Annotated in this window: 25 protein-coding genes, 1 tRNA gene and 1 other RNA gene; 1 reads left to right on the forward strand and 26 read right to left on the reverse strand. The window is 41.9% G+C overall.

The window, feature by feature from the left end:
• Positions 1 to 30 precede the first annotated feature (30 nt).
• From MK482_RS06775 to MK482_RS06830, 13 genes are all read right to left on the reverse strand, one after another.
• Positions 31 to 3,756, reverse strand: a complete 3,726-nt coding sequence (locus tag MK482_RS06775; protein WP_268718319.1) for a phosphoribosylformylglycinamidine synthase — start codon at positions 3,754 to 3,756, stop codon at positions 31 to 33.
• Between the two features lie 55 nt (positions 3,757 to 3,811).
• Complete coding sequence (locus MK482_RS08985) at positions 3,812 to 3,955, reverse strand: phosphoribosylaminoimidazolesuccinocarboxamide synthase (RefSeq protein WP_326845878.1); 144 nt, start codon at positions 3,953 to 3,955, stop codon at positions 3,812 to 3,814.
• A gap of 1 nt (position 3,956) precedes the next feature.
• Complete coding sequence (gene purC / locus MK482_RS06780; RefSeq protein ID WP_268718320.1) at positions 3,957 to 4,664, reverse strand: phosphoribosylaminoimidazolesuccinocarboxamide synthase; 708 nt, start codon at positions 4,662 to 4,664, stop codon at positions 3,957 to 3,959.
• 170 nt (positions 4,665 to 4,834) lie between these two features.
• Complete coding sequence (gene comB / locus MK482_RS06785) at positions 4,835 to 6,184, reverse strand: competence pheromone export protein ComB (RefSeq protein ID WP_268718321.1); 1,350 nt, start codon at positions 6,182 to 6,184, stop codon at positions 4,835 to 4,837.
• 12 nt (positions 6,185 to 6,196) lie between these two features.
• Positions 6,197 to 8,350 (reverse strand): peptide cleavage/export ABC transporter ComA, encoded by a 2,154-nt coding sequence (gene comA / locus MK482_RS06790; protein WP_268718322.1) that lies wholly within the window; start codon positions 8,348 to 8,350, stop codon positions 6,197 to 6,199.
• Positions 8,351 to 8,507: 157 nt separating this feature from the next.
• Complete coding sequence (locus tag MK482_RS06795; protein ID WP_004269957.1) at positions 8,508 to 8,696, reverse strand: hypothetical protein; 189 nt, start codon at positions 8,694 to 8,696, stop codon at positions 8,508 to 8,510.
• A gap of 406 nt (positions 8,697 to 9,102) precedes the next feature.
• Positions 9,103 to 9,282 carry a hypothetical protein gene (locus tag MK482_RS06800; RefSeq protein WP_000846988.1) on the reverse strand — a complete coding sequence of 60 codons (180 nt, stop codon included), beginning with the start codon at positions 9,280 to 9,282 and terminating at the stop codon, positions 9,103 to 9,105.
• A gap of 9 nt (positions 9,283 to 9,291) precedes the next feature.
• A complete protein-coding gene (locus MK482_RS06805) occupies positions 9,292 to 9,459 on the reverse strand; it encodes a class IIb bacteriocin, lactobin A/cerein 7B family (protein ID WP_136937670.1) in 168 nt (55 codons plus the stop codon).
• Between the two features lie 20 nt (positions 9,460 to 9,479).
• Positions 9,480 to 9,668 (reverse strand): class IIb bacteriocin, lactobin A/cerein 7B family, encoded by a 189-nt coding sequence (locus tag MK482_RS06810; protein ID WP_084930484.1) that lies wholly within the window; start codon positions 9,666 to 9,668, stop codon positions 9,480 to 9,482.
• A gap of 444 nt (positions 9,669 to 10,112) precedes the next feature.
• On the reverse strand, positions 10,113 to 10,349 hold the full coding sequence (locus MK482_RS06815) for an acyl carrier protein (RefSeq protein ID WP_000136444.1): 237 nt from the start codon (positions 10,347 to 10,349) through the stop codon (positions 10,113 to 10,115).
• A 5-nt stretch (positions 10,350 to 10,354) separates the two neighbouring features.
• Positions 10,355 to 11,347, reverse strand: a complete 993-nt coding sequence (plsX, locus tag MK482_RS06820) for a phosphate acyltransferase PlsX (protein ID WP_261051841.1) — start codon at positions 11,345 to 11,347, stop codon at positions 10,355 to 10,357.
• Positions 11,344 to 12,114, reverse strand: coding sequence for a DNA repair protein RecO (recO, locus tag MK482_RS06825; protein ID WP_268718323.1), 771 nt, complete (start codon positions 12,112 to 12,114; stop codon positions 11,344 to 11,346). Before recO ends, plsX begins: the two co-directional genes overlap by 4 nt.
• Complete coding sequence (locus MK482_RS06830) at positions 12,111 to 13,280, reverse strand: pyridoxal phosphate-dependent aminotransferase (RefSeq protein WP_268718324.1); 1,170 nt, start codon at positions 13,278 to 13,280, stop codon at positions 12,111 to 12,113. Before MK482_RS06830 ends, recO begins: the two co-directional genes overlap by 4 nt.
• 148 nt (positions 13,281 to 13,428) lie before the next feature.
• On the opposite strand from MK482_RS06830, the gene MK482_RS06835 reads away from it, so the two are divergent.
• Complete coding sequence (locus tag MK482_RS06835) at positions 13,429 to 14,439, forward strand: YeiH family protein (protein WP_268718325.1); 1,011 nt, start codon at positions 13,429 to 13,431, stop codon at positions 14,437 to 14,439.
• Between the two features lie 31 nt (positions 14,440 to 14,470).
• Here MK482_RS06835 and MK482_RS06840 read toward each other — a convergent pair whose 3' ends face one another.
• From MK482_RS06840 to MK482_RS06900, 13 genes are all read right to left on the reverse strand, one after another.
• On the reverse strand, positions 14,471 to 14,908 hold the full coding sequence (locus MK482_RS06840) for a CoA-binding protein (protein ID WP_268718326.1): 438 nt from the start codon (positions 14,906 to 14,908) through the stop codon (positions 14,471 to 14,473).
• 116 nt (positions 14,909 to 15,024) lie between these two features.
• On the reverse strand, positions 15,025 to 15,993 hold the full coding sequence (locus tag MK482_RS06845) for a ribose-phosphate diphosphokinase (protein WP_033682853.1): 969 nt from the start codon (positions 15,991 to 15,993) through the stop codon (positions 15,025 to 15,027).
• A 145-nt stretch (positions 15,994 to 16,138) separates the two neighbouring features.
• Positions 16,139 to 16,954 (reverse strand): PrsW family intramembrane metalloprotease, encoded by an 816-nt coding sequence (locus tag MK482_RS06850; protein ID WP_225742437.1) that lies wholly within the window; start codon positions 16,952 to 16,954, stop codon positions 16,139 to 16,141.
• A gap of 24 nt (positions 16,955 to 16,978) precedes the next feature.
• Positions 16,979 to 17,476 carry a beta-class carbonic anhydrase gene (locus MK482_RS06855; RefSeq protein WP_268718327.1) on the reverse strand — a complete coding sequence of 166 codons (498 nt, stop codon included), beginning with the start codon at positions 17,474 to 17,476 and terminating at the stop codon, positions 16,979 to 16,981.
• Positions 17,477 to 17,635: 159 nt separating this feature from the next.
• The gene (locus MK482_RS06860) at positions 17,636 to 18,331 is read right to left on the reverse strand and encodes a TIGR00266 family protein (RefSeq protein WP_261016116.1); all 696 of its coding nucleotides are present in this window, start codon (positions 18,329 to 18,331) and stop codon (positions 17,636 to 17,638) included.
• A gap of 70 nt (positions 18,332 to 18,401) precedes the next feature.
• On the reverse strand, positions 18,402 to 19,763 hold the full coding sequence (gene radA, locus MK482_RS06865; RefSeq protein ID WP_268718332.1) for a DNA repair protein RadA: 1,362 nt from the start codon (positions 19,761 to 19,763) through the stop codon (positions 18,402 to 18,404).
• A 13-nt stretch (positions 19,764 to 19,776) separates the two neighbouring features.
• Positions 19,777 to 20,334, reverse strand: coding sequence for a histidine phosphatase family protein (locus MK482_RS06870; protein WP_268718328.1), 558 nt, complete (start codon positions 20,332 to 20,334; stop codon positions 19,777 to 19,779).
• Positions 20,294 to 20,737 (reverse strand): dUTP diphosphatase, encoded by a 444-nt coding sequence (locus tag MK482_RS06875; protein ID WP_000701987.1) that lies wholly within the window; start codon positions 20,735 to 20,737, stop codon positions 20,294 to 20,296. Before MK482_RS06875 ends, MK482_RS06870 begins: the two co-directional genes overlap by 41 nt.
• 56 nt (positions 20,738 to 20,793) lie before the next feature.
• Positions 20,794 to 20,891: signal recognition particle sRNA small type (gene ffs / locus MK482_RS06880), an RNA gene on the reverse strand.
• A gap of 32 nt (positions 20,892 to 20,923) precedes the next feature.
• Entirely contained in the window at positions 20,924 to 21,391 is a 468-nt protein-coding gene (tadA, locus tag MK482_RS06885; protein WP_268718329.1) for a tRNA adenosine(34) deaminase TadA, read from the reverse strand.
• 199 nt (positions 21,392 to 21,590) lie between these two features.
• The gene (locus MK482_RS06890) at positions 21,591 to 22,877 is read right to left on the reverse strand and encodes an adenylosuccinate synthase (protein WP_001832534.1); all 1,287 of its coding nucleotides are present in this window, start codon (positions 22,875 to 22,877) and stop codon (positions 21,591 to 21,593) included.
• A 230-nt stretch (positions 22,878 to 23,107) separates the two neighbouring features.
• The gene (gene comW / locus MK482_RS06895; protein ID WP_268718330.1) at positions 23,108 to 23,344 is read right to left on the reverse strand and encodes a sigma(X)-activator ComW; all 237 of its coding nucleotides are present in this window, start codon (positions 23,342 to 23,344) and stop codon (positions 23,108 to 23,110) included.
• A 396-nt stretch (positions 23,345 to 23,740) separates the two neighbouring features.
• Positions 23,741 to 23,814 (reverse strand) — tRNA-Asn (locus MK482_RS06900).
• Positions 23,815 to 23,844: the final 30 nt, after the last annotated feature.

Below are 23,844 nucleotides of genomic sequence, written 5' to 3' on the forward strand. Positions count from 1 at the left end.
TGATACTATCTATTAGAAAATCTGCAAGTCTTACTTTCCAGTAAAGTATTTAACCGCTGACGCGAACAGGTGCTGGTCTTTATTTCCTGGGATGTTTTGGAAAAGACCGTCTTCATAACGTTCTGAGTGTCCCATCTTACCGATGATTTGACCATTCTTGCTGGTAATTCCTTCGATGGCATGGACAGAACCATTTGGATTGTACTTAGAATCCATACTTGGTTTTCCATCAAAGTCAACGTATTGGCTAAAGATTTGACCATTGTCACGGAGCTCCGCAAATTCCTCAGCCGTCACGACAAACTTCCCTTCACCGTGCGAAACAGGAATAGCGTGGATATCGCCCACTTCTACTCCAGCCAACCATGGCGAGTTGGTATTGGCAATCCGAGTTTCCACCATCTTGGCCACGTGTTGGTTGGCATCATTGTAGAAGAGGGTTGGGCTAGTACTTTTGGCATCTTCAAAGTTCCCGTATGGAAGAAGACCTGATTTGACCAAAGCCTGGAATCCATTACAGATACCGATAATCAAGCCACCACGAGCGATAAAGCTATCAATAGCCACACGCACTTTTTCATTGAGCAGGATATTGACAATAAACTTAGCTGAACCATCTGGCTCGTCCGCAGCTGAGAAACCACCTGCAAAGAAGAGGATGTTAGCCTTGCCGATGTTGTCAACCATAGTTTCAACTGACTTGACAATAGCCTCTTCATTCAAGGTCACAAATGGTACTAAGTTGACCTCTGCTCCTTCTTTTTCGAAGGCCTTAGCTGAGTCATATTCCGAATTGGTGCCCGGGAAGACTGGGATATAAACTACCGGTTTTTCAACCTTTTCTTTGGCTTTAATCACAACATCTGATGCAACAGCTGGTACTTCAGCCAGTTCTTTGGCTTGAGCAAATTCTGTTGGGTAAACTTCTTCCAATTTTCCTTGGAAGGCACTGTCAAGTTTGTGTCCATCTAGCTTCACACCGTTGACAAAGAGTGTAAAGTCTGCACTTGTTTGACCGATTTTCTCTACTCCAGCAATTTCTTCAGGAGAAGTAAAGACAAATCCACCTAATTGTGCTGTCAAAGCCGTTTCTAGTTCAGGCAAGGTTACCTCTGCACCGATATGATTTCCAAAAGTAGCAAGTGCCAAACTTTCAAGCACACCGCCGTATTTAACAGCTGAAGCTGCTGTTACTTTGTGAGCCTTTTGAAGGGCTTCAAACTGAGCAAAGTTAGACTTAATCAAGTCAAAATCAATCTCTGCTGAGAGTGCTTGGCCTGGTATGTAGTAGATGTTTTCACCAGCATTCTTGAACTCTGGCGAAAGCACCTTACGGCTATCCGCTGTCGTCACCCCAAAAGCGACCAAGGTTGGTGGCACTGTCAATTCTTCAAAAGTACCAGACATAGAGTCCTTACCACCGATAGATGGCAAACCAAGCTGAATTTGTGCCTCGATAGAACCTAGGAGAGCTGCTACTGGCTGACCAAAACGCTCAGCTTGTTTGTCCATGCGCTCGAAGTACTCTTGGTAAGAAAAACGAGCCTGAGACCATTTGGCACCAGCAGCAACCAAACGAGCAGTTGCTTCAATCACCGCATAGGCAGCACCGTGGTATGGAGACCATTCAGCTACATATGGGTTGAATCCTTGAGCCATGACTGACGCAGTATGAGTCACACCGTGTTGAACTGGTAATTTCTGCACAGATGCCTCAGTTGGTGTGAGTTGGTAACGACCACCAAGTGGGTGATTAACCGTTGAGCGTCCAACAGAGCAGTCAAAGATAGTCTGTAATCCTTTTTGACTCGCATGATTCAAATCAGATAGAACCGCAAGGGTATCAACTTCAAGTGTGTTAGCAGATGTTTGACATTCTTCTGGAAGCTTGACATCTTTGTCCACAACTTTAGCATCGACAACCACGCGCACACCATTGGTATCAAGGAAACGGCGTTCCAAGTCTACAATCGTTTCGCCATTCCAGTGCATAACTAGATTTGGTTTTTCCGTCACTGTCGCCACGACAACAGCGTCAATATTTTCTTTGTTACATTCTTCAACAAAGGCATCTACGTCTTCAGGACGTACCACGACTGCCATCCGTTCTTGTGATTCAGAGATGGCAATTTCGGTACCATTCAAGCCCTGGTATTTAAGAGGCACCTTGTTGAGGTCGATTTCAAGACCGTCTGCTAATTCACCAATAGCTACACAGACACCACCAGCGCCAAAATCATTTGATTTTTTGATAAGGCGAGTCACATCGCCATTACGGAACAGACGTTGAATCTTGCGTTCTTCGATAGCATTCCCTTTTTGAACTTCAGCTCCAGCAGTTTCCACAGACTCAACCGTTTGAACCTTAGAAGAGCCCGTCGCACCACCGACACCATCACGTCCAGTCTTACCTCCAAGAAGGATAATGACATCACCCGATTCCGGTTTTTCACGGACAACATTGCCCTTAGGAGCCGCACCAACAACAGCACCAAGCTCCATGCGTTTAGCTACAAAGCCTGGGTGGAAGTATTCACGAACGTAGGTTGTTGCAAGCCCAATCTGGTTACCATATGAAGAATAACCATGAGCCGCTGTTTTAGAAATGACTTGTTGTGGCAATTTCCCAGCGCGAGTTTCTGAAATCGGTGCGGTAATATCACCCGCACCTGAGATACGCATAGCTTGGTAGACATATGAGCGACCTGACAATGGGTCACGAATGGCTCCACCAATACAGGTAGCAGCCCCACCAAATGGCTCAATCTCTGTTGGGTGGTTGTGGGTTTCGTTCTTGAACATGAGGAGCCATGGCTCTTTCACACCATCAACGTCCACTTCGATTTCGACTGAGCAAGCATTGATTTCGTCTGACACTTCCATATCATCCAAACGTCCATTAGCACGCTCATAACGACCGAAAATAGTCGCCATATCCATCAAGGTTTGTGGTTTTTCAGAACGCCCCAACTCATCGCGCATAGCGATATATTTGTCATAGGTTGACTGCAATTGTTTTTGGAATTTAGAAGCTGAGAAATCAATATGTTTCAACTCTGTCTCAAACGTCGTGTGACGGCAGTGGTCAGACCAGTAAGTGTCCAAAACCTTGAGTTCTGTTTCCGTCGGCACGCGCCCGATTGACTTAAAGTAGTCTTGGATAAAGAGCAAATCATCCACTTCCATGGCCATCCCTTGCTCGGCCTTGTAGCGAGCAAAGTCTTCTGCTGTATAGTTTTCAAAGAAAGTCAATTTAGGAATGGTCTTGTCTGACTCTGAAAATTCCTGCTTGGCAATCCCTGCCGTAATATCCTTGAAACGAGAATCAACTGGATTGAGCAGATAGTTCTTGACCGCTTCTAATTCCGTCACATCGATATCTTTATTCACCAAGTAAAGTTGGGCTGTATTAACCGTTACATCACTCGAACTTCCTAGTAAAAGCAAGGCTTCCTGTGAAGATGCAGCACGCTGGTCAAACTGCCCTGGTAGGCTTTCAATCGCAAAGAAAGCATAGTTGGCGAGATCCGCCTGCACAGCCACTTCGTCCAAAACATGGTCTGTCACCTGCTCAGAGAAGATGTGCTTCTCTGCAGGTGCAAACAAGTCCTCTGCCAAGTCAAATACATCATAAACTTGCACGATGCGAATACTTTTCAAGCTTGAAAGTCCCAAGTTGTGCTGGAGTTCTCTAACCAAACTCTCTGACTTGACCTGAAAATCAGCCTTTTTCTCAACAAAAATACATTTATCCATCAATCCTTATTCCTTTATTTCAGCTCTTGCAATGTTCCAAACGACCTTGAGGTTGTTACTTCAATCCCTGCAACTTTTCCCAAACAATCTCGTAAACGTCTGTTAGTTCTCCCAATCCTCTACGGAGTGAAAAGGTCTGGAGGACCTTTTCAGCCTGAGTCCTTTTAGTTGAGAGACGAAGGTTTTCCGTTGCAAACAGATTATTTCAAACCTTGCAACTTCTCCCAGACAACTTCGTAAACGTCTGTTAGCTCTCCTAATCCCCTACGGAAAACATCCTTATCCATGTGGTTGCCATCCGCATCCCACAAGCGGCAGTTATCTGGTGAAAATTCATCTGCTAAGATAATCTTGCCATCCTTGTCAAAACCGAACTCTAGCTTAAAGTCAATCAACTTAAGCCCAATCTCAGCAAACCAAGTTTTCAAAAGTTCATTGATTCGACGAGTTTCTTCCTTCAAGTAGGCAATCTGCTGGTCATCCGCAATCTTTAGGAATTTCACATGCTCGTCATTGATAAATGGATCATCCAAATCATCATTTTTATAGTAAAATTCGACAATCGGAGTCTCAAATGCGATTCCTTCGTCTACGCCAAAACGTTTTGAAAAGGAACCAGCAGTATAGTTTCGGAGCACGACTTCCAAAGGAATAATCTTAACCTTTTTATTGAGTTGTTCCGTGTCTGAAAGCTTCTCCACAAAGTGAGTCGCCACACCAGCCGCATTTAATTTCTCAAAAATAAAAGATGAGATCTGATTATTCAACACTCCCTTACCTGCAATCTGCTCCTTCTTGACACCATTGAAAGCAGTCGCCTGGTCCTTGTAAGTTGAAATAATAAGATTTTCATCCTCAGTTGTATAGATATCTTTAGCTTTTCCCGAATAGATTAATTGTTTTGACATTTTAAAGTTCGCCTTTCGTATTACTTGAGCACATTCTACCATAAAAAACCTAAAATTACAAGAATTTAAACGAATAAATAGTAGATATGTTTCAAAAATCATAAAGAAAAAAACTGCAAGAAAAATCTTTCTCACAGTTTTAAAATCATTTAACTCTAAAAACACGAACATTACTCTTTGTTCAAAAATTGATCCAAATAATAACGCAGGTAACTTTTCTTGCCCGTAATCATCTGTAGGAGACCTTCCACCCCGTACCGAAGTTTTTCAGCCTGCTCAGAAGTTAGATTAGTCTCCGCCTCGATTTTAAAGAAATTCCCTTTTTCAGTCTTAGTAGCTGTCGCGTCAATACTTGTAATAGTAGAATCTAGGAAAAGTTGATTCTTAGCATCATGAGTCGTAGTATAGCGAACAGAATCACCGACCTTGATCCTTGCTACATCCTTTGAACTGAGATAAGCTGTTAGTTTGGTTTTCCCTTCTTTTTCCAAGGACGGATAGAGTTGGGCTAGTAGGGCACCTTCTGCAACCATGGTAGAATCACTGGTCTCAGGATTAAGGTGAAGCACCCCATCCTCACTCGCCGTAATTTTCCCCTTTTCTAAAAGATTTCCCTGAACCTTCTTACCCGATTCTGCCTCCAAAATTTTCTGGTCTAGAAGGGTCAATTCCTGACCAACCTTAGCCAAGTGTTGGGATTTGAGAGACTCTAATTGACTGCTTAAACCTGACGCATAGGCTTGCTGGGTACCTGAACCTGCATACTGGACACGGTAAGTAGCAAGACTAGATTCTAACTGATAAAGCTGCGCTTCAACCTGCGCAACTGCCTGAGCTTTAGCTTGCGGATTTTCCTCACCCTGAGACTTATAGGACTGGTAGAGAGAGTAGGCTAGATTCTGACTGGCCAAGGAAGCACCTGTTTCAATAGCTGACTTAGCTGTCTGGTAATCGCGAATTTTAGCCTCTGTTTGGCTGATGAGATTGCCGATTTCGGCTTGGGTTTGACTAGCTGCTGCATTCTGGGACGCAATGGTCTCATTTTGTTGCGATGTACTAGCCCTAAGACTGCCTGCTTGGCTGATGTAGTCACGAAAGGTGGCTTGGTAGCCAAACTTATCCTCCTCTGGAAAGTGATTCTCCCCTTCTTGCAGACTTTTTTGCAAATACTCCAATTGCTTTTTTTGATCCTTGAGCATGTCCAACTGACTGGCATAGGCCTCCGCTTGGACACCCTCTGCCCCTTCTTGATATTGAACCAACAGTTCTCCCTTTTTAACCAGCTTATTTTCTTCCAAATGATTGACAAGAATGTGATTATTGCTAGTTGACTGGATATTTGCAAGGATACGACTAGGCTCGACAGTAGCTCTAGTGGACAAACTCATCTCTTTCTCTGCAAATATTGCAAAGCCAAGCAAAAACACGAGCAGAAGGGACATGGGTACAATCACCCGACTGGAAAAATTATGGTAACGACGATTATAAAACTCCGCACTTTCTAAAAATTCTGGTTTCATCCTCTCCTCTTTCTAGCTATTCACCAAATGGGCGTAAAAGCCACCCTGTGCAAGCAAATCAGCATGCTTTCCTTCTTCAACAATCTTGCCCTGATCCAAGACAACAACCTTCTCTGTCCGCTCTGCAATGGTCAAGCGGTGGGCGATGAAAATCAAGGTCTTGTCCAAAGCCATGAGATTATCGACAATTCGCTTCTCTGTCAAAATATCCAAACTGCTGGTCGCCTCATCCAAAATCAAGACAGGCGCATCTGTCAAGAGAGCACGCGCCAGAGCGATTCTCTGACGTTGACCACCTGAAATCCCTGCTCCATCCGAAGTCAATTCTGTCTGGTAATTCAGTGGCATCCGCTCAATGTCCTCCCGAATCTCTGCCAATTCGACCGCCCGTAAGATATCCTCTTGAGTCGTCCCTTCCTTGGCTCCAAGGAGAAGATTCTCCAAAATCGTTCCGTTAAAGACATAGGGCTGTTGAGGCAGATAGTTGATATACTGGCGCAAGGCCTTTTTATCAATCTGATTGAGATTGACACCACCCAGACTAATCTCTCCCTGACTTGGATCATAAAAATTAACCATCATCTTAGCCAAAGTCGTCTTACCTGACCCTGAAATCCCCACAAAAGCCACTTTAGAACCTTGGGGAATGGTCAAATTGATATCCAACAAGACGTCTCGACCATAGCCATACTTGTAAGAAACCTGCTTGAAGGTCATATCTCCCTTCATCAAGCTCAAATCCTCAACTGTTTTCTTCTCCTCAAACTCCGAAGCTACCAGATATACTTCATTTAGACGGTTATTGGCAACCTGTGCTGTCTGAAGCTTGGTTTGCAGATTGATGATATTTTCCAAAGGATTGGTAAAGTAAACCAGCAAGGTATTATAGGTAATCAACTGCCCCAAACTCATCTTGCCATCCATGACCAGAACAGCCCCCATCCAGAGAATGCCGACATTGAGCAAGAGATGTGCAACTTTTTTCAAAGCCTTTTGCTGACTTTCTGCCCGACTATAGGTAAAGGATTTTTTCAGATAATCCACAAATTCCTTGTCAATCTTTTGATAGCGTGAACTTTCACTGGTCAAAGACTTGATAGTCTCAATACCATTAATGTCCTCAATGATAGAGGAAGACAGAACCGCATTGGCTTCCATGGTATCCCGATTCATCTTTTCAAACGGCTTCATAAAAGCAAAGATAATCACTGTGTAGATAGGTAGCGCCAATAAAGTCATGAAAAAGAGATTGGTATTTTGTGAAAATAAAACAAGGGAAATAATGACAACCGTTGACACATCTAGGAAAATCGAAAGAATGGTCGAAGCCAGCGCATCAATGATACTGTTAGCATCTGTGAAACGAGACACGATTTCCCCTGTTCTACGTGTCGCAAAGAAGGACATAGGCAGGTGAAAGACGTGCTTGATATAGGACAAAATCACATCAATCGATAAGCGTTGCCCCAAAACAAGTAAGAGATACTCCTGGGCATAAGACAAGATTTGCTGAAGAATATAAACAATCACCAGCCCAATAGAAATAATCCCCAGTGTCGAACGCATCTGATCTGGCACATAGGTATCAATGATAGACTGCAGATAATAAGAACCCACAATGTTAATCAAGGTTACCAAGAGTGTTGCCAAAACGATATTAGCAATCAAGCCACGCTGCCTCACTAATATAGGGATAAAAGAGAGAAGGCCATTTTTTTGATCCTTATGAGGCTTGTAGTCTGGACTAGGTGCCATAAAAAGAGTCACTCCTGTCCATTCTTCCTCAAAACGCTCACGTGGCAGTTTGCTCAATTTCACCCCAGGATCTGGATCGGCAATATAAATGCTATCCTTATCCTGCCCAGTCACCACATAGTAGTGGAGCAATTTCCCTTCCTTAAGAACATGAGCAACAAAAGGAAAAGTCAAATCTGGCAAGTCAAAAAGCGTCATATCCGCCTTGATTGCTCGCGTCTCAAAGCCAATCTCCTCTGCCACCTTGACCAAGCCCAAAGCCGTCGTCCCATCCATGGTCGTCTTGGCCAATTCTCGCAAGTGAGCCAAAGAATAATAGCTACCATAGTAGCCAAAAACCATGGCTAATGAAGCTACACCGCAGTCCATCTGATCCACCTGCGGACGATAGTGACGTTTCCCAAATTTCATATTCATCTCCTTTTTCCTAAACTCATCTGATAACAACTATCTTACCCCAATCTCCAAACAAAAACTGGACTTCCTTCCCAAATGCACCTATCTCCCTCCCAACTGCACTTTTAAGATAAAAAATAGGTAGAACAAACATTCTACCTAAAATATATATTTATTTCTTTTTCTTCCTAATTCTTTTGTCAATCATATATACAACGATAATCGAAAACAGCGGTGGTACAATATAACTCTTTTCACTCATTGTCAGCTGAAATCCCAGGGTTGCTAGTATCTTAAAGATGAAAATATTCATCAAAAATAGAAAAACAAATACTAAAAAATATCCTACAACCTTCTTCATTTCTTTTCTTCCACTTTCCTAATTTCTATAACTATTTTATCAAAAATATATGTAAAACTCCAAATAAACACCTCAACTGCACTTTCTTGGCAAAAAATAGGCAGAACAAACGCCCTACCTACTAAAAATATGGTATGAAAGGAAATTGATGTTTTACTGCTACCCTAGGCAAACTTGGAACAAATAAATCATTGATAGCAACATTTACGACATCCTATTTATTACTTCAATTTCTAATGTCCCTGCTATTTCTGAGCCACCTCTGGTATGATCTGTTCATAGTCAGAATATATAACACCGTTCTAATTTACGATTCATAGTTACTCCTTTTAAACTCCAATGTGATGCATTCTTAGATTCTACCCTAACCATTTTCAGCGCAGACTAACAAGTCATTCTTAGTTACTCACTCTACTTGCTTTTTATTGACCTTATATCCTAGATAAAAGAGCCCAAATAAAACAGGGTAAATTTCTGGATAAAATAGGGTATTAATCGGATTTTTCAAAATCAAATACGTTGCGATGTAGATTATGAGCGATACGATAAAATAACCCTCAGCAAAACCTAATAAAAATGTTTTCATGTTAGACTCCTATTTACCTGACAAGAGTGCTCGAGTTGTCAGAATAGCTCCACCAGTATATACAAACCCTTTAACAAAACCAGCGGCAATAGGGATAAGGAGAGGTAAGGCTCCCCCTTGAATTTCCTGCAAGTCTGTATTAGTCATTTTTTCAAATTTTAAAATAGATTTTTCCATAGCAATTTCTCCTTTAATTTTTACCACTTACCTGTCACATAATGATAACCTGCAATTCCCACTGCAGCAACTCCACCAGCAATTTTGGCTGCCGTCACGGGATTAGCGATTACCCAAGCTACAAGAGGCAACGCTCCCCCATCTACATTCATCAACTCTTCTTCTGTAAGAGTTACAAAGTTTTGTTCCATTTTGTCAAAATTTGTCATCTTTTTTCTCCTTTATTTCTATTTTTTAGTTTACGACTTCTGGCTCTTAAATCATTTTAAAAACCAGAATAGATAAATTACTGAATTCCTTTTCCTTCCTTTTCGTCTCACTTATCTATTTGAGAAGTGATTTAAAATGAACAGGTAAATTTCATTTATTTTAAATACCATTTGATAAACCATGGCAATAAGATTGGTAAATACATCGCGTAATCTCCTTCCTTTTCTTCTCACTTATTTATTCGAAAAATAATTCGAAAATGTACAATTAATTAAATTTTATTTGAAAAATAATTTAATGAACCACGGATAAAAACCAGTCACATACATAAACACTCCTCCTTTTTCTTCCTTATCTATCTATTCGTAATTCCCACTAAAAGTTCTAAATTTTTTATTTTTCCTGACAATAAAAAAGCAACACGACTTGCATGTTGCTTCTTGCTATTCTTTACTTTTGACGACTTCTACCACATCTCCTACACTTTGCAGTTGGTCAATTTCCTCATCACTGATTTCGATATTAAATTCATCTTCCAGTGTCAAGATAAACTCCATCAAGTCAACTGAGTCAGCATCCAAATCGTCTTTCAGACTCAAGGATTCTGTCACGACAAAGTCCTCTCCCTGTCGCTCTTGGATAATGGTCACAATACGGTCAAAAATTTCTTTTTCTGTCATCTCTTTTATTCTCCTGAAAATTCACGCGCAGTTTGGGCAACTACGTCTGTTTCTAGCATGGTACGAATCTGACGAATCGTACTATAAACAGCCTTGGCATCGCTTGAGCCATGAGTCTTGACAACTGGTGCCTTGACACCAAACAAGACCGCTCCACCAACATCTGAGTAGTTGAGCTGTTTTTTCAAACCTCTGAGGCTGTCCTTGAGAAGGAGGGCGCCTAGTTTCGCTCGAAGACCTCCACCTGTAATAGCGGTCTTGAGCAAGCCCATGATTCCCATAGCTGTCCCTTCAATGGATTTGAGCACAGCGTTTCCCGTGAAACCATCTGCCACGACAACATCCGCAACGCCATTCATCAAATCACGTGCTTCCACGTTTCCGATAAAGTTTAAACTTTCATCAGCCACCAGTAATTCATAGGTTTCCTTGCGAAGCGGGTCGCCCTTGCTACTCTCTGTTCCGTTGTTGAGCAAGCCAACGCGTGGTTGCGCAATTCCACGGACATTTTTAGCATAGAAGGAACCTAGAACTGCATATTGATGGAGGTGCTGGGCTGTATTTTCCGCATTAGCACCGAGGTCCAGCATGTCAAACCCCTTCCCATCAATAGTCGGCAAGGTTGACATAAGCCCAGGACGATCGATATTCTTGATACGACCCACGATGAAAAATCCTGCTGCTAGTAAAGCACCTGTATTCCCAGCTGAGAGAACAGCGTCTGCTTCACCCTCTTTGACAGCCTTGGCCGCCAATACCATACTGGCATTTTTCTTCTTTCGAATAGCTCTCGTAGGTTCATCGTCTGAATCAATCTTCTCATCCGTATGGATAATGCTGACGCGCTCTGTGGCTGTCAGATATTGCTTGATTTTAGCTTCATCTCCGTAGAGTTGAACCTCGATATCTGAAAAGTCAGCTAGGGATTGATTGACACCCTCAACGATGGCCTGAGGTGCGTAATCGCCCCCCATGGCATCTACTGCGATTTTTTTCATTTCTTTTCCTCTTTTAGTAATTGTCCCCAGTCTGCTAGGGAATCAATAAATTTCTTTGATTTTAGGTGAATCCCAACGTACTCTTCGTAGAGTTGATCCATAAATTGGCGTAGCTCTTGCTTGATTTCAGGCTTGAGCGAAATGGTCTCCAAAGTCTCAAAATCAATGGCTTGAAATTGATTGAGCAGATAAGGGATATTGGGATTGAGATGGCAACGTCTCTCATCCTCATGATAATGTTCTGGACAGAGGCAGGCTCCATATTTGAAAGAAAAGTCAAAAGCCTGACCAACCCGATGGCAAAAGACACACTCATTAAAATTGAGGCTGATCCCAAATCGAGTCAAGATTTGAATTTCAAAAATATTGGTCAAAACCTGATAATCCAAGCCCGCTTCCATCAACTCCAAGGTCTTTTGTAAAAAAGCAAACAAGGGAGCATCCTGCTGATTGTCCTGCAAACTAGCATCTGCAAGAGCTGCCACGTAAGTCGCATAGGCCATGACAAAGAGGTCGCTATTAATCTTGGGAAAGGTCATCACCTCATGATAGTCCTCGATGTAACTAAGCCCGTCATCATTGATTCGCAAGAGAAATCGAGCCAGCACCAAGGGCTGAATAACCGGCGCCAGCTTAGACTGACCAGCGTGTTTGACGAAAAACATCCGCTTACCAGCCTGCTCAGTAAAAATCTTGACTAGCTTATCATCCTCACGAAAATTGCGATTGTAGATCACCAAGCCTTGACTCGTGATAGACTGAATCATGCTTCTCTCATGTACTCCTCAAGTCGTTTCATAGCTTCTGTGATAGTCTCCATGCTGGCTGCATAAGACAGGCGAACATAACCTTCTCCATAACGCCCAAAGGCGGCACCAGGGATAAAAGCAACAGCCTTCTTCTGAGCAAAATCCTTTAGAAAGGCAAAGGAATCTTGATTGTAGCCCGCTGGAATCTTAGCAAAGATATAGAAGGCACCGTCTGGTTTGATAATCTCAAAACCAAGAGCAGTCATTTTCTCGATAATATAATCTCGACGCTGGATGTATTCCTTCTTCATCGGTTCCACATCGTTTTTACCAGCTGTCAAGGCCTCTACCGCAGCATGTTGAGCCATGGTATTTGCAGCAGTGACCAAGTACTGGTGACTCTTGATTAACTGAGCTGTAAAGGCTGCAGGAGCGAAAATCAGACCCAAACGCCAACCTGTCATAGCATGTGATTTAGATAGACCATTGATAATAATAGCCTGATCTCTCAACATGGTCCCCAGAGACACATGGGCTTCCCCTGTGTAGGTCAATTCTGAGTAGACCTCATCACAGACAACAAAAATTTCGTACTTGCGTAAAACAGCTGCCAAAGCTTCCAACTGCTCCCGACTGTAGGTAATTCCTGTCGGATTAGCTGGATAGTTAAGAATAACCGCCTTGAGCTTGTCTCCCTGCTCCAAAATGGCCTTCTCCAACATCTCTGGAGTCAAGACAAAACCATTTTCAGTCGTATCAATCTCGACGACCTCTGCCCCAACTAGATTGACAATCGGCTCATAACCTGGATAGGCAGGAGCTGGCAAGAGCACCTTGTCTCCCTCTTCCAAAATAGCCGTCAAAGTAGCAGATAAGGCTTCTGTCGCCCCAATTGTAACCAAGATTTCATTCTCAGGAGCATAGTCCAGTTGGTACTTTTCCTTAACAAAATCACTGGCCGCCTGACGTAGAGTCAGCAGACCACTCATCCCTGTATAGTAGGATTGATCCTGGTCAATCGCTCGCTTGGCCGCCTCCTTGACATGATCTGGCGTTGTAAAATCAGGTTCCCCCAAGGTCAAACGCAAGACTCCAGGAATCTCCGAAATGGCCTGGTCAAACTGACGAATCAACGAAACTTGAATCTTATCTAACTGTTTATTAAAGCGCTTAGTTAAGTCCATAGATACCTCCTACTTTCAAAACGTATCTCTATTATACTACAAAAGCCCCCCGACCGCAAAAATACATTATAGAATAGCTTTCCACTTTCTATTTTACTTTTCCTGTTTACAGGTCTATAATGGTAACAGATTCTATTTGGAGGTTTTTATGTCATTTCTATCAAAAAATGGAGCAGGCATCTTGGCCTGCCTTCTCATTTCTATCGTATCTTGGTTTCTAGGAGGACTTTTCCCCGTCGTGGGTGCACCTGTTTTTGCAATTTTTGCTGGAATGCTCCTCCACCCCTGGCTCTCACCCTATAAACAACTGGATGCGGGATTGACCTTTAGTTCAAAAAAATTGCTCCAATATGCTGTTATCTTGCTTGGTTTTGGTCTCAATATCTCGCAAGTCTTCGCAGTTGGACAATCTTCACTCCCTGTCATCCTGTCCACCATTTCAATAGCCTTGATTGTTGCCTACCTCTTCCAGCGCTTCTTTGCACTGGATACAAAATTGGCTACCTTGATTGGAGTAGGTTCTTCTATCTGCGGTGGTTCGGCCATTGCGGCGACAGCGCCCGTTATCCACGCCAAGGAAAAGGAAGTAGCCCAAGCCATCTCCGTTATCTTTTTCTTCAATGTCTTGGCTGCGCTCATATTTCCAACCCTAGGCACCTGGCTTCATCTATCCAATGACGGCTTCGCCCTCTTTGCAGGAACTGCGGTCAATGATACTTCCTCTGTGACGGCTACAGCTAGCGCTTGGGACAGTCTCTACCAGACCAATACCCTCGAATCCGCAACCATTGTCAAACTCACACGTACTCTGGCTATCATCCCCATCACTCTCTTTCTCTCCTACTGGCAAAGTCGCGAGCAAAAAAATAAGCAAGGCCTGCAACTGAAAAAAGTCTTCCCACTTTTTATCCTTTACTTTATCCTTGCATCTCTTCTAACAACCTTACTGACCTCTCTTGGTGTGTCCAGTAGTTTCTTTACCCCTCTCAAACAACTCTCCAAATTCCTCATTATCATGGCCATGAGTGCTATCGGTCTCAAAACTAATCTGGTCGCTATGATCAAATCCAGCGGAAAATCCATTATTCTCGGAGCTATCTGCTGGATAGCCATCATCCTCACCAGCCTTGGTATGCAGATCCTTATCGGCATTTTCTAACACAAAAGGTAGCCCATCAGCTACCTTTTTCTTATGCTTCCTCAATCAAGCGTGTATGTTCTCTCTTGATGCAACGATTCATCACGATATCATCACATCCACCAGCACGCAAGATTTCTTCCGCTTCTAGACTTTCAAGTCCTAGCTGTGCCCAAAAAATCTTGGCATCAGCCTTGAGAAAATCACGCGCCACATCTGACAAAAACTCACTGCGACGGTAAACATTAACAATATCTACAGGAAAAGGAATCTCTGCTAGGCTATCATAAGCCTTTTCACCCAAGATTTCGCCACCTGCCGCCTTGGGATTGACTGGAATGATTTTATAACCCCGAGCCTGCATTTCCTTGGTCACTCGATTGCTGGTTATCTCCTCACGGTCTGACAAGCCCACCACAGCAAGGGTTTTACTCGTTGCTAGATACTGACGAATCACGCCATCACTTGGATTGATAAATTCTTGACTCATAGAAATCCTCCTTTTTCATCAGTATAGCACATTTTGAAAAGGCTTGCAGATTTTTAACATAAAAACCTCCTAGCAGTTCACTTCTGCTAGGAGTATGTTTTATTCTAAATAAAAACTTAAATCTTTTTCTCAATACTGAAAAGTGGAGAAAGTGGGCGTTTTTCATGAATACGCACGATAGCATCCCCTAATAGGTGAGCGATCGAAATCTGCTCAATCTTATCAATCAAACGCTCTTCTGGGAGATAGATGGTATCCAAAACAACCAATTTCTTAATAGCTGATTTTTGGATATTGTCCATAGCAGGACCAGAAAGAACTGGGTGTGTACAGCTTGCATAGACTTCAACAGCACCAGCTTCCGCAAGTGCATCTGCCGCATGACAAATCGTTCCAGCCGTATCAATCATATCATCAATCAAGATACAAGTCTTGCCTTCGACCTTACCGATGATATTCATGACTTCACTAGTATTCATCTTATCAACGCTACGACGTTTATCAATGATAGCGATAGATGTTTTCAAAAATTCTGCCAACTTACGGGCACGAGTCACTCCTCCATGGTCTGGGCTGACAACCACATAGTCAGAACCAACCATGCCACGACGCTCAAAATAATCCGCAATCAGAGGAGCCCCCATCAAGTGATCCACAGGAATATCAAAGAATCCTTGAATCTGCGCAGCATGCAAGTCGATGGTCAATAAACGATCCACTCCAGCTACTTCAAGCATATTTGCGACAAGTTTTGAAGTGATTGGCTCACGCGCTCTCGCCTTTCTATCCTGACGTGCATACCCATAGTAAGGCATGACAACATTGACAGATTCTGCACTCGCACGCTTCAAAGCATCCACCATAATCAAAATTTCAAGCAGATTGTCATTTACAGGCGAGCTAGTTGATTGTAGGATAAAGACGTGTTTCCCACGGATTGATTCTTCAATGTTGACCTGAATCTCTCCATCTGAAAATTGGCGAACACTTGATTTCCCCAACTCTATCCCAATCTCCTGCGCTACACGTTTTGCCAATTCTTGATTAGAAGAAAGGGCAAACAGCTTTAAATCAGAAAAAGACATGATTTCCTCCGGTATATATGTATCGCTTGTGCTTTTCACAAGATTTTTCCATCTACCATTGTAGCGCTTTTTGCACTATTTTTCAATCAAAAATAAAAGAAGGGCAACATATTTGTACCCTTGCATCATTCTTTTAAAAAATATTCTAGTTCATCAACTCATTGTGCTTCTCAACAAAGCGATACGCCTGATAAAAACCATAGAGAGTAATAGCCGTAACCACTGGAATCGCTAATGGCAACTCTGTCTCTAATTCTACAAAAGGAGAATTAAACAAGAAGTGAGTTCCCAAAGCTAAACCTAGGAAAACAAGCCCCTGTTTCTTGCCAACCTTCTGCCCTTTATAGGCTCTGTAAAGCAAGTAAATACCTACTACAGCCAGACCTGAAAAAGTCCAGTGAGAGGCAATTCCTGAGATGATACGCTCTAAAATTCTCGAAATAGTAAAGTCAAAGCCCTCTGGCAAATCCGTACGAATATAGCCAATATCCTCAATCATTTGGAATCCCAAACCAGAAGCAATGCTTAGTAAAAACAAAGATTTTAATTTTTGCACAGGAATCAAAGCTAAAACAAAAACAAGGGGCAACAATTTCAACGGCTCTTCTACCAAAGGAGCCACAATAGCACTTTCAAAGGCATTTAAAAATGCACTATCTGGGAAAAGAATACCCAGCAAATCATGGATATAGGTATTAGCAAAGCTAGACAGCCAGCCTGAAAGGAACATCCCTCCCAATAAAGACAAGATCAAGGCATTCTTTGGCAATTCCCATTTTTTCCCAATGCGGAAAAGGAAATAAAGAGCTGGAATCATGTAAAAGAGAGCTAGAAAGATAGAAACTCCCATTAGTCCATATTCCGCACCTGACATCGAACCGTCCATATAGTAGATGGTTTCATACTGTAAACCAATACATAGCAATAAGATAAAAATAAATAAAATGCTGTTTTTCTTCATACACTTTCTTTCTAAATGAAGTATTTATAATTCTACGACTGTCATACTTCCTGTATCTACATCGTAAATAGCACCAGAGATAACGACATCATCTGGTATTAAGGGAGACTCGATAAGAAGTTGCATATCCTCACGCACACTCTCCTCTATATCTTGGAAGGGCAAAAAGTCCTGATCTGACACATCGACACCTAGTTCCTCTTTTAAATACTCCTGAAAAGGCCCATTTTCAAAGGTCTGAGCACCACAGTCTGTATGGTGCAACACCACAATTTCTCTTGTCCCCATTTGTTGCTGGGAAATAACCAGCGAACGAATCATATCCTCCGTCACTCGACCACCCGCATTCCGCAAAATATGAGCATCTCCCAGAGCCAACCCAAGAGCTGGCGCAACGTGTAAACGCGAGTCCATACAAGTTACGATTGCAACCTTGGTCTTTGGTTTGATTGATAAATGAAGATCTCCATGCAGTTCTACATAGGCTTGATTGGCTTTTAAAAAATTTTCAAAATAGGACATGACAACTCACTTTCTAGTCTATCAGATAATTTGAAAACCAAATTATTTATATCCTATCTTACCATCTTTTCTTTGTCTTGTCAGTTGTCAACCTTCATATAAAAAAACTGGGACAGAGACATCCAGCTTCTAGCTTGGGCTTCTGTTCTAGTTTTATTTTTATGAACCTTTTTGGATATACTTATTGAGCGATCCTGCAAAGCTCTGAAGATTGAGACTTTGTACGTAGACCTCACCAGTTCCTCGGAAGGTATTCACCACTCCTTCGCCTGTACCAATAGACTGCCAGAAGCTATTTTCTAAGTGGATATTATAGTCCAAAGATTGACTCCAAGCCACCACATGGGCATTGTCAATGGTTATTTCTTGGTTTTGTAGCTCAATTTTCTTGATAGAGCCAAAAGCATTGGCCAAGAGACTTCCCTGGCCTTGGGTAGTCATCACAAAGAGACCGCCTTGCCCTCCGAACAGAGCTTTACCAATAGACTGACTCTCCATAGTATAGGAAGCTGTACCATCAAGAGCTAGAAAAGCCCCATCATTCAGTCGATATTGTTTTTCACCTAGTTCAAGAGCAATTACTTGCCCAGGAGTATCTGGTGCTAGAGCAAGGTTCCCGTTATCAGACTCTGCTACAGCTTGAGTAATGAAGGTGCTTTCACCAGAAACCATTGAACGTCCTACAGCTTTAACAAAACGTCCCAAACCTGAACCGCTAGCATTGAGCTGGGTATTGAGACTTACGTTAGGCGTGTGGTAAACCATACTACCTCGCTGGATATAGACGGTTTCTCCTTGATTGAGTGACAACTCTACCAAAGGAAATTGCATATGACTGTCCATAGAAAATTTCATAAGAAATTCCTCCTTGTTTTAATAAATGTTAGCAATAAAATAATTAGTCATCTAAAGCTGACCATAACTATTAGGAGAATACCTTTTTCAAGACTTCCTGAATCGTTGTCACACCAATGACCTGAATTTCCTTAGGCGGAGTGATTCCTGTCAAGGAATTTTTTGGTACATAAATCTTGGTAAATCCCAGTTTAGCAGCTTCGTTGATGCGTTGCTCGATACGATTCACACGCCGAATCTCTCCTGTCAAGCCCAGTTCTCCCACAAAACATTCCTGAGGATTAGTTGGCTTGTCCTTGTAGCTCGAAGCAATGGCAACTGCAACAGCTAAGTCAATGGCAGGTTCATCCAATTTGACACCGCCAGCAGATTTGAGATAGGCATCCTGATTTTGTAAGAGAAGACCTGCCCGTTTTTCCAAAACAGCCATAATCAAGCTAACGCGATTGAAGTCAAGACCTGTCGTAGTACGCTTGGCATTTCCAAACATGGTCGGTGTTACCAAAGCCTGAACTTCCGCCAAAATCGGACGCGTCCCTTCCATGGTCACAACGATTGATGAACCAGTTGCTCCATCCAAACGCTCTTCTAGGAAAACTTGACTCGGATTGAGTACCTCAACCAATCCGCCCGACTGCATCTCAAAAATCCCAATCTCATTAGTGGAGCCAAAACGGTTTTTGACCGCTCTCAAAATACGAAAGGTATGGTGACGCTCCCCTTCAAAGTAAAGTACCGTATCCACCATATGCTCCAACATTCTCGGCCCAGCCAAGGTTCCTTCCTTGGTCACATGCCCTACGATAAAGATGGCAATGTTATTAGTCTTGGCCAGCTGCATAAGTTCAGCCGTCACCTCACGCACTTGAGAAACAGATCCCTGCACCCCTGAAATCTCAGGAGACATAATGGTCTGGATAGAGTCAATAATGAGGAAGTCTGGCTGGATGTGCTCCACCTCTGCTCGAACACTCTGCATATTGGTCTCTGCATAGAGATAAAACTCACTATCAATATCTCCCAAGCGCTCTGCTCGTAGCTTAATCTGCTGGGCAGACTCCTCTCCACTAACGTAGAGAACAGTACCTACTTGAGACAGCTGGGTTGAGACTTGTAAGAGAAGCGTTGATTTCCCAATCCCAGGATCCCCACCTATGAGGACGAGACTGCCCGGTACTACTCCTCCTCCAAGTACACGGTTGAATTCCTCCATCTCCGTCTTGGTTCGATTGACGTTTATAGAAGTCACCTCAGCCAGTTTCATGGGTTTGGTTTTCTCACCTGTCAAGGACACACGCGCATTCTTGACCTCGGCAACCTCAACCTCTTCTACAAAAGAAGACCAAGATCCACAGTTGGGGCAACGTCCCAGATATTTAGGGGAATTATACCCACAATTTTGACATACAAATGTCGCTTTTTTCTTTGCGATGATAAACCTCTTTCTATATCTCTAACTCACACTCAATCACTTGGCAAAAATCAATCTTCTCATTTGGCACAAACTGGCGCATGAGCATTCGATGAGCAACAACTACCACAGTATGATGTTCTCGATACTTAGACATACATTCTAGAAACCGAGACTTCATCTCCGCAGCTGTCTCATATCGAATAGGACTATTAGGAAGTAACTTCCCCTTATTTTCTAGAAACATAGTACGAGCTTTTTCAAAATTATCTGTACCACTTTCATAAACCTGCCATTCATGTAATAAAGGCTCCACTCTTAAAGGAAGATCCGTAGCACAAACCATATAAGAAACCGTTTCTAAAGCTCTTGTGACTGCAGAAGATATGATTATTTCAGCTGAATGGAATAAAGGATTGGCGCTCAGTTCCTGAGCCTGCTGCCGTCCCTTCTCAGATAAGGGTGCTAAATCTATCCCAAATCCCGTATAAGAACGCTCCTCTAACTCACGGTAATCTGGCTCTCCATGACGTACAAAGATAATCTTCATTCTAGTGCCCTGTCGATCCAAATCCACCAGTTCGAACGCCATCAGCCGCATCTCCATCTGCAATTAAGAAAGGAGCAAAGACAGCCTGGACAACACGTTCTCCAACTTCAAGAACAACCTCTTGATCTGTGATATTCTTCATCTGTGCAAAAATATGCCCTTCATTTCCAGGATTTCCATAATAATCCCCATCAATGACTCCAACTGAATTAATCAAGACCAAGCCCTTCTTACGAGGATTTGAAGAACGATCATAGAGGTAGAGAACCTCAGTCGGTTGCATATAAGCCTTAACCCCTGTCGGAACTAATACAATCTCTCCTGGAGCGATAACTGTACGCACAGCAACCTTTAAGTCGTAACCAGCCGCATGAGCTGTCTCACGCTTGGGCAATAAATTTTCATCTGTAAAACTAGAAACCAATTCAAAACCACGAATTTTCATCATCTTCTCTTTTCTATTATCATTTATTCTAGATTATTCTATCTTATTTATTCGGAAAAAGCACGAAAAAAAGAGCACACAATTCAAATCGCTTAGGGCTGCTGGATTCCTCCCCTGACCCGCTTCACGCAGAACTGTTGCTCCACTATTTATTATATCACATTCCTATTCATTTTAAAAGCAAAATTATTTTTTCCGTCTATTTCTAAAAAAGTCCTGCATAATAGCTGCGCATTCATCTTCCAAAATTCCCGTTTCAACCTCCACACGATGATTGAGACGCTCATCTGTCAAGATATCGTACAAACTCCCAGCAGCGCCAAATTTCTTGTTTTTAGCCCCATAGACCACGTTTGGAATACGGGCGAGGCCAATCGCCCCACTACACATGACACAGGGCTCAATGGTCACAAAAAGCGTGCAATCCAGCAAGCGCCAACTCTCCTCACTCAGGTTCGCATTCTCTATGGCCATAATCTCCGCATGCATAACCGCTCGTTGCAACTTCTCACGCGCATTATGCCCACTGCCAATGATTTCTCCGTCCTTGACAATCACACAACCAATTGGAATTTCATCGTGTTCAAGAGCAATCTCAGCCTCTCTCAAAGCCTCCCTCATAAAGACTTCTTTTTCTTCAACTGTATAATTCATCCGTTTCTCTTTTCCTACTTATCGATTTTATTATTATATCATGAATCCCAAGACAAAAAAAGCCACCGAATGCGGTGACTTTATAGGGAGATTATTATGAAAAAGAAAAGTTTAGGATATTTGTTACAACAAGTTAGGAGGTCTTCTTGTAACTGTCTATAGTATAACCGACCTATCTTAAACAAATCTTAAAAATCTCTTATGACCAAACACTTTCTAAAATATTTGTTTGTTCACGACCAGGACCTACTGAGAAAGTAGAAATACGAACGCCAACCAATTCACTCACACGACGAACATAGTTACGCGCATTCTCAGGAAGATCTTCCAAATTACGAACTCCGGTAATATCTTCTGACCAACCTGGCAACTCTTCATAGATAGGCTTGCAACGTTTCAATTGCTCAAGACTAGCTGGATAGTAGTCAATACGTTGACCATCAAGATCATAGGCCACACAGATTTTCACAGTATCTAAACCACTCAAAACATCGATAGAGTTCAATGAAAGGTTAGTGATACCAGAAACACGGCGACTATGACGCATCACAACTGAGTCAAACCAACCCACACGACGTGGACGACCAGTTGTTGTACCATATTCATGACCCACTTCACGGATACGTTCTCCCACTTCATCAAACAACTCAGTTGGGAAAGGACCATCTCCTACACGACTCGTATAGGCTTTACATACACCTACAACCTTATCAATCTTACTTGGACCAACACCAGAACCAATTGTCACACCACCAGCCACAGGGTTTGAAGAAGTAACAAATGGATACGTACCTTGGTCGATATCTAGCATAACACCTTGTGCACCTTCAAAAAGCACACGCTTTCCATTATCAAGCGCATCATTCAAGATTACAGATGTATCTGTCACATATTTTTTGATTTGTTGACCATATTCGTAATATTCTTCAAAAATATCATCGAAGGCAATCGCTTTACTGTCATACAATTTTTCAAAAAGACGATTCTTTTCAGCAAGGTTACGTTCTAAACGCTCACGGAAAATATCTTTATCCAAAAGATCTGCGATACGAATCCCAACACGAGCAGCCTTGTCCATATAAGCTGGACCAATTCCCTTAATTGTAGTCCCAATCTTATTGTCGCCCTTAGCTTCTTCTTGCAAGCGATCCAACTCGATATGATAAGGCAAAATGACATGCGCGCGATCAGAAATACGCAAGTTATCAGTTGTAACACCTTCCTCATGAAGATAGCTCAACTCTTTCACAAGAGATTTAGGATTTACAACCATACCATTCCCAATAACAGAGATTTTTTCAGGGAAGAAAATTCCAGATGGAATCAAGTGCAACTTAAATTTCTTACCATCAATCACAATCGTGTGACCTGCATTATCACCACCTTGGTAACGTGCAATCACTTCTGCATTAGCTGAAAGGAAGTCTGTAATCTTCCCTTTACCTTCATCACCCCATTGGGTACCTACAACAACAACTGAAGTCATAATCTTGTATGAGCCCTCAGGCTCTTCCTTTCTCACATACATGGCAGGACTCTCACCTGCAATTATATCTTACAATTTATTATAAGAAAAAATCGCCTTTTTATCAAGAAGAAACAATAGAAAGATTTGCTATTTCCAACTATTAAAAAATGATTTATAAAAATAACTAGCTATTTATTATTATCTTTCCATAAAAAAGTGAATTTGTTCGGAAATTTACTCAAAACATCTCAACACGAAATAAATCCCCGATTCATTATCAATTTTTCAAGATACAAACGATAAGCAACACGATAATGATAAACGATAAAATCCCGATGACTCACAATACGATATCGGACAAGATAATAAATCAAAAATTTAAAATGAAAATGTTCCCAGTCCCAACTATCACCAAAGGAAGTAGCATACTCTTCTTCGATACTGTTATAGAAATCTGTCATCTGATCATAAATACTTTGTAGCATAAATATATACTCCTTTTCTTTTTATGACCTTATTCTAACAAAAAATTATAAACAGTTATTATCAAATCCTGAATTGTTAAAATACCAACCTCAAAAAAATAACAAAAAGGAAAAGTTGACAGAATAGTAACAAATTTACTACCTAAATGTCAAACGATTAAAGACCTAAAAAGACCGACTTAAAACTTTTGATTAAATACTCTTAGAACTATAATATTTTTATATAGATATTATGGATCTGATTTTATAGTATAAAAAATTTCGGTAACTTCCACTTTACTGGCCAAAGTGGAAGTTAGTCTAATCTCTACAAGAAAAATGTATCTCACCAAATAACACAAAATAGATTATAAATTACATAACAAAAAAGAGGTCTTAACCTCTTTTAATTAACTACTCCGCCAGTAGGACTCGAACCTACGACATCATGATTAACAGTCATGCGCTACTACCAACTGAGCTATGGCGGAATAAAGCTAAGCGACTTCCATATCTCACAG

The organism is Streptococcus mitis, assembly GCF_026782865.1.
In the GTDB taxonomy this organism is placed as follows: domain Bacteria; phylum Bacillota; class Bacilli; order Lactobacillales; family Streptococcaceae; genus Streptococcus; species Streptococcus mitis_CG.

Bases quoted from the DNA above. Each gene is read 5' to 3' on its own strand.
- MK482_RS06870 (WP_268718328.1), bottom strand. From the start codon at position 20,334: ATGGCGTTCGAACTGGTGGATTTGGATCGACAGGGCACTAGAATGAAG.
- MK482_RS06830 (WP_268718324.1), bottom strand. From the start codon at position 13,280: ATGGACTTAACTAAGCGCTTTAATAAACAGTTAGATAAGATTCAAGTT.
- comA (WP_268718322.1), bottom strand. From the start codon at position 8,350: ATGAAATTTGGGAAACGTCACTATCGTCCGCAGGTGGATCAGATGGAC.
- comB (WP_268718321.1), bottom strand. From the start codon at position 6,184: ATGAAACCAGAATTTTTAGAAAGTGCGGAGTTTTATAATCGTCGTTAC.
- comW (WP_268718330.1), bottom strand. From the start codon at position 23,344: ATGCTACAAAGTATTTATGATCAGATGACAGATTTCTATAACAGTATC.
- MK482_RS06850 (WP_225742437.1), bottom strand. From the start codon at position 16,954: ATGAAGAAAAACAGCATTTTATTTATTTTTATCTTATTGCTATGTATT.
- MK482_RS06890 (WP_001832534.1), bottom strand. From the start codon at position 22,877: ATGACTTCAGTTGTTGTTGTAGGTACCCAATGGGGTGATGAAGGTAAA.
- MK482_RS06775 (WP_268718319.1), bottom strand. From the start codon at position 3,756: ATGGATAAATGTATTTTTGTTGAGAAAAAGGCTGATTTTCAGGTCAAG.
- MK482_RS06840 (WP_268718326.1), bottom strand. From the start codon at position 14,908: ATGAGTCAAGAATTTATCAATCCAAGTGATGGCGTGATTCGTCAGTAT.
- MK482_RS06815 (WP_000136444.1), bottom strand. From the start codon at position 10,349: ATGACAGAAAAAGAAATTTTTGACCGTATTGTGACCATTATCCAAGAG.
- MK482_RS06860 (WP_261016116.1), bottom strand. From the start codon at position 18,331: ATGAAATTTTCTATGGACAGTCATATGCAATTTCCTTTGGTAGAGTTG.
- MK482_RS06800 (WP_000846988.1), bottom strand. From the start codon at position 9,282: ATGAAAACATTTTTATTAGGTTTTGCTGAGGGTTATTTTATCGTATCG.
- MK482_RS06810 (WP_084930484.1), bottom strand. From the start codon at position 9,668: ATGACAAATTTTGACAAAATGGAACAAAACTTTGTAACTCTTACAGAA.
- plsX (WP_261051841.1), bottom strand. From the start codon at position 11,347: ATGAAAAAAATCGCAGTAGATGCCATGGGGGGCGATTACGCACCTCAG.
- purC (WP_268718320.1), bottom strand. From the start codon at position 4,664: ATGTCAAAACAATTAATCTATTCGGGAAAAGCTAAAGATATCTATACA.
- MK482_RS06855 (WP_268718327.1), bottom strand. From the start codon at position 17,476: ATGTCCTATTTTGAAAATTTTTTAAAAGCCAATCAAGCCTATGTAGAA.
- MK482_RS06795 (WP_004269957.1), bottom strand. From the start codon at position 8,696: ATGAAGAAGGTTGTAGGATATTTTTTAGTATTTGTTTTTCTATTTTTG.
- MK482_RS06805 (WP_136937670.1), bottom strand. From the start codon at position 9,459: ATGGAAAAATCTATTTTAAAATTTGAAAAAATGACTAATACAGACTTG.
- MK482_RS06875 (WP_000701987.1), bottom strand. From the start codon at position 20,737: ATGAAAATTCGTGGTTTTGAATTGGTTTCTAGTTTTACAGATGAAAAT.
- MK482_RS06835 (WP_268718325.1), top strand. From the start codon at position 13,429: ATGTCATTTCTATCAAAAAATGGAGCAGGCATCTTGGCCTGCCTTCTC.
- MK482_RS06845 (WP_033682853.1), bottom strand. From the start codon at position 15,993: ATGTCTTTTTCTGATTTAAAGCTGTTTGCCCTTTCTTCTAATCAAGAA.
- tadA (WP_268718329.1), bottom strand. From the start codon at position 21,391: ATGAATTATACAGTTGAAGAAAAAGAAGTCTTTATGAGGGAGGCTTTG.
- recO (WP_268718323.1), bottom strand. From the start codon at position 12,114: ATGATTCAGTCTATCACGAGTCAAGGCTTGGTGATCTACAATCGCAAT.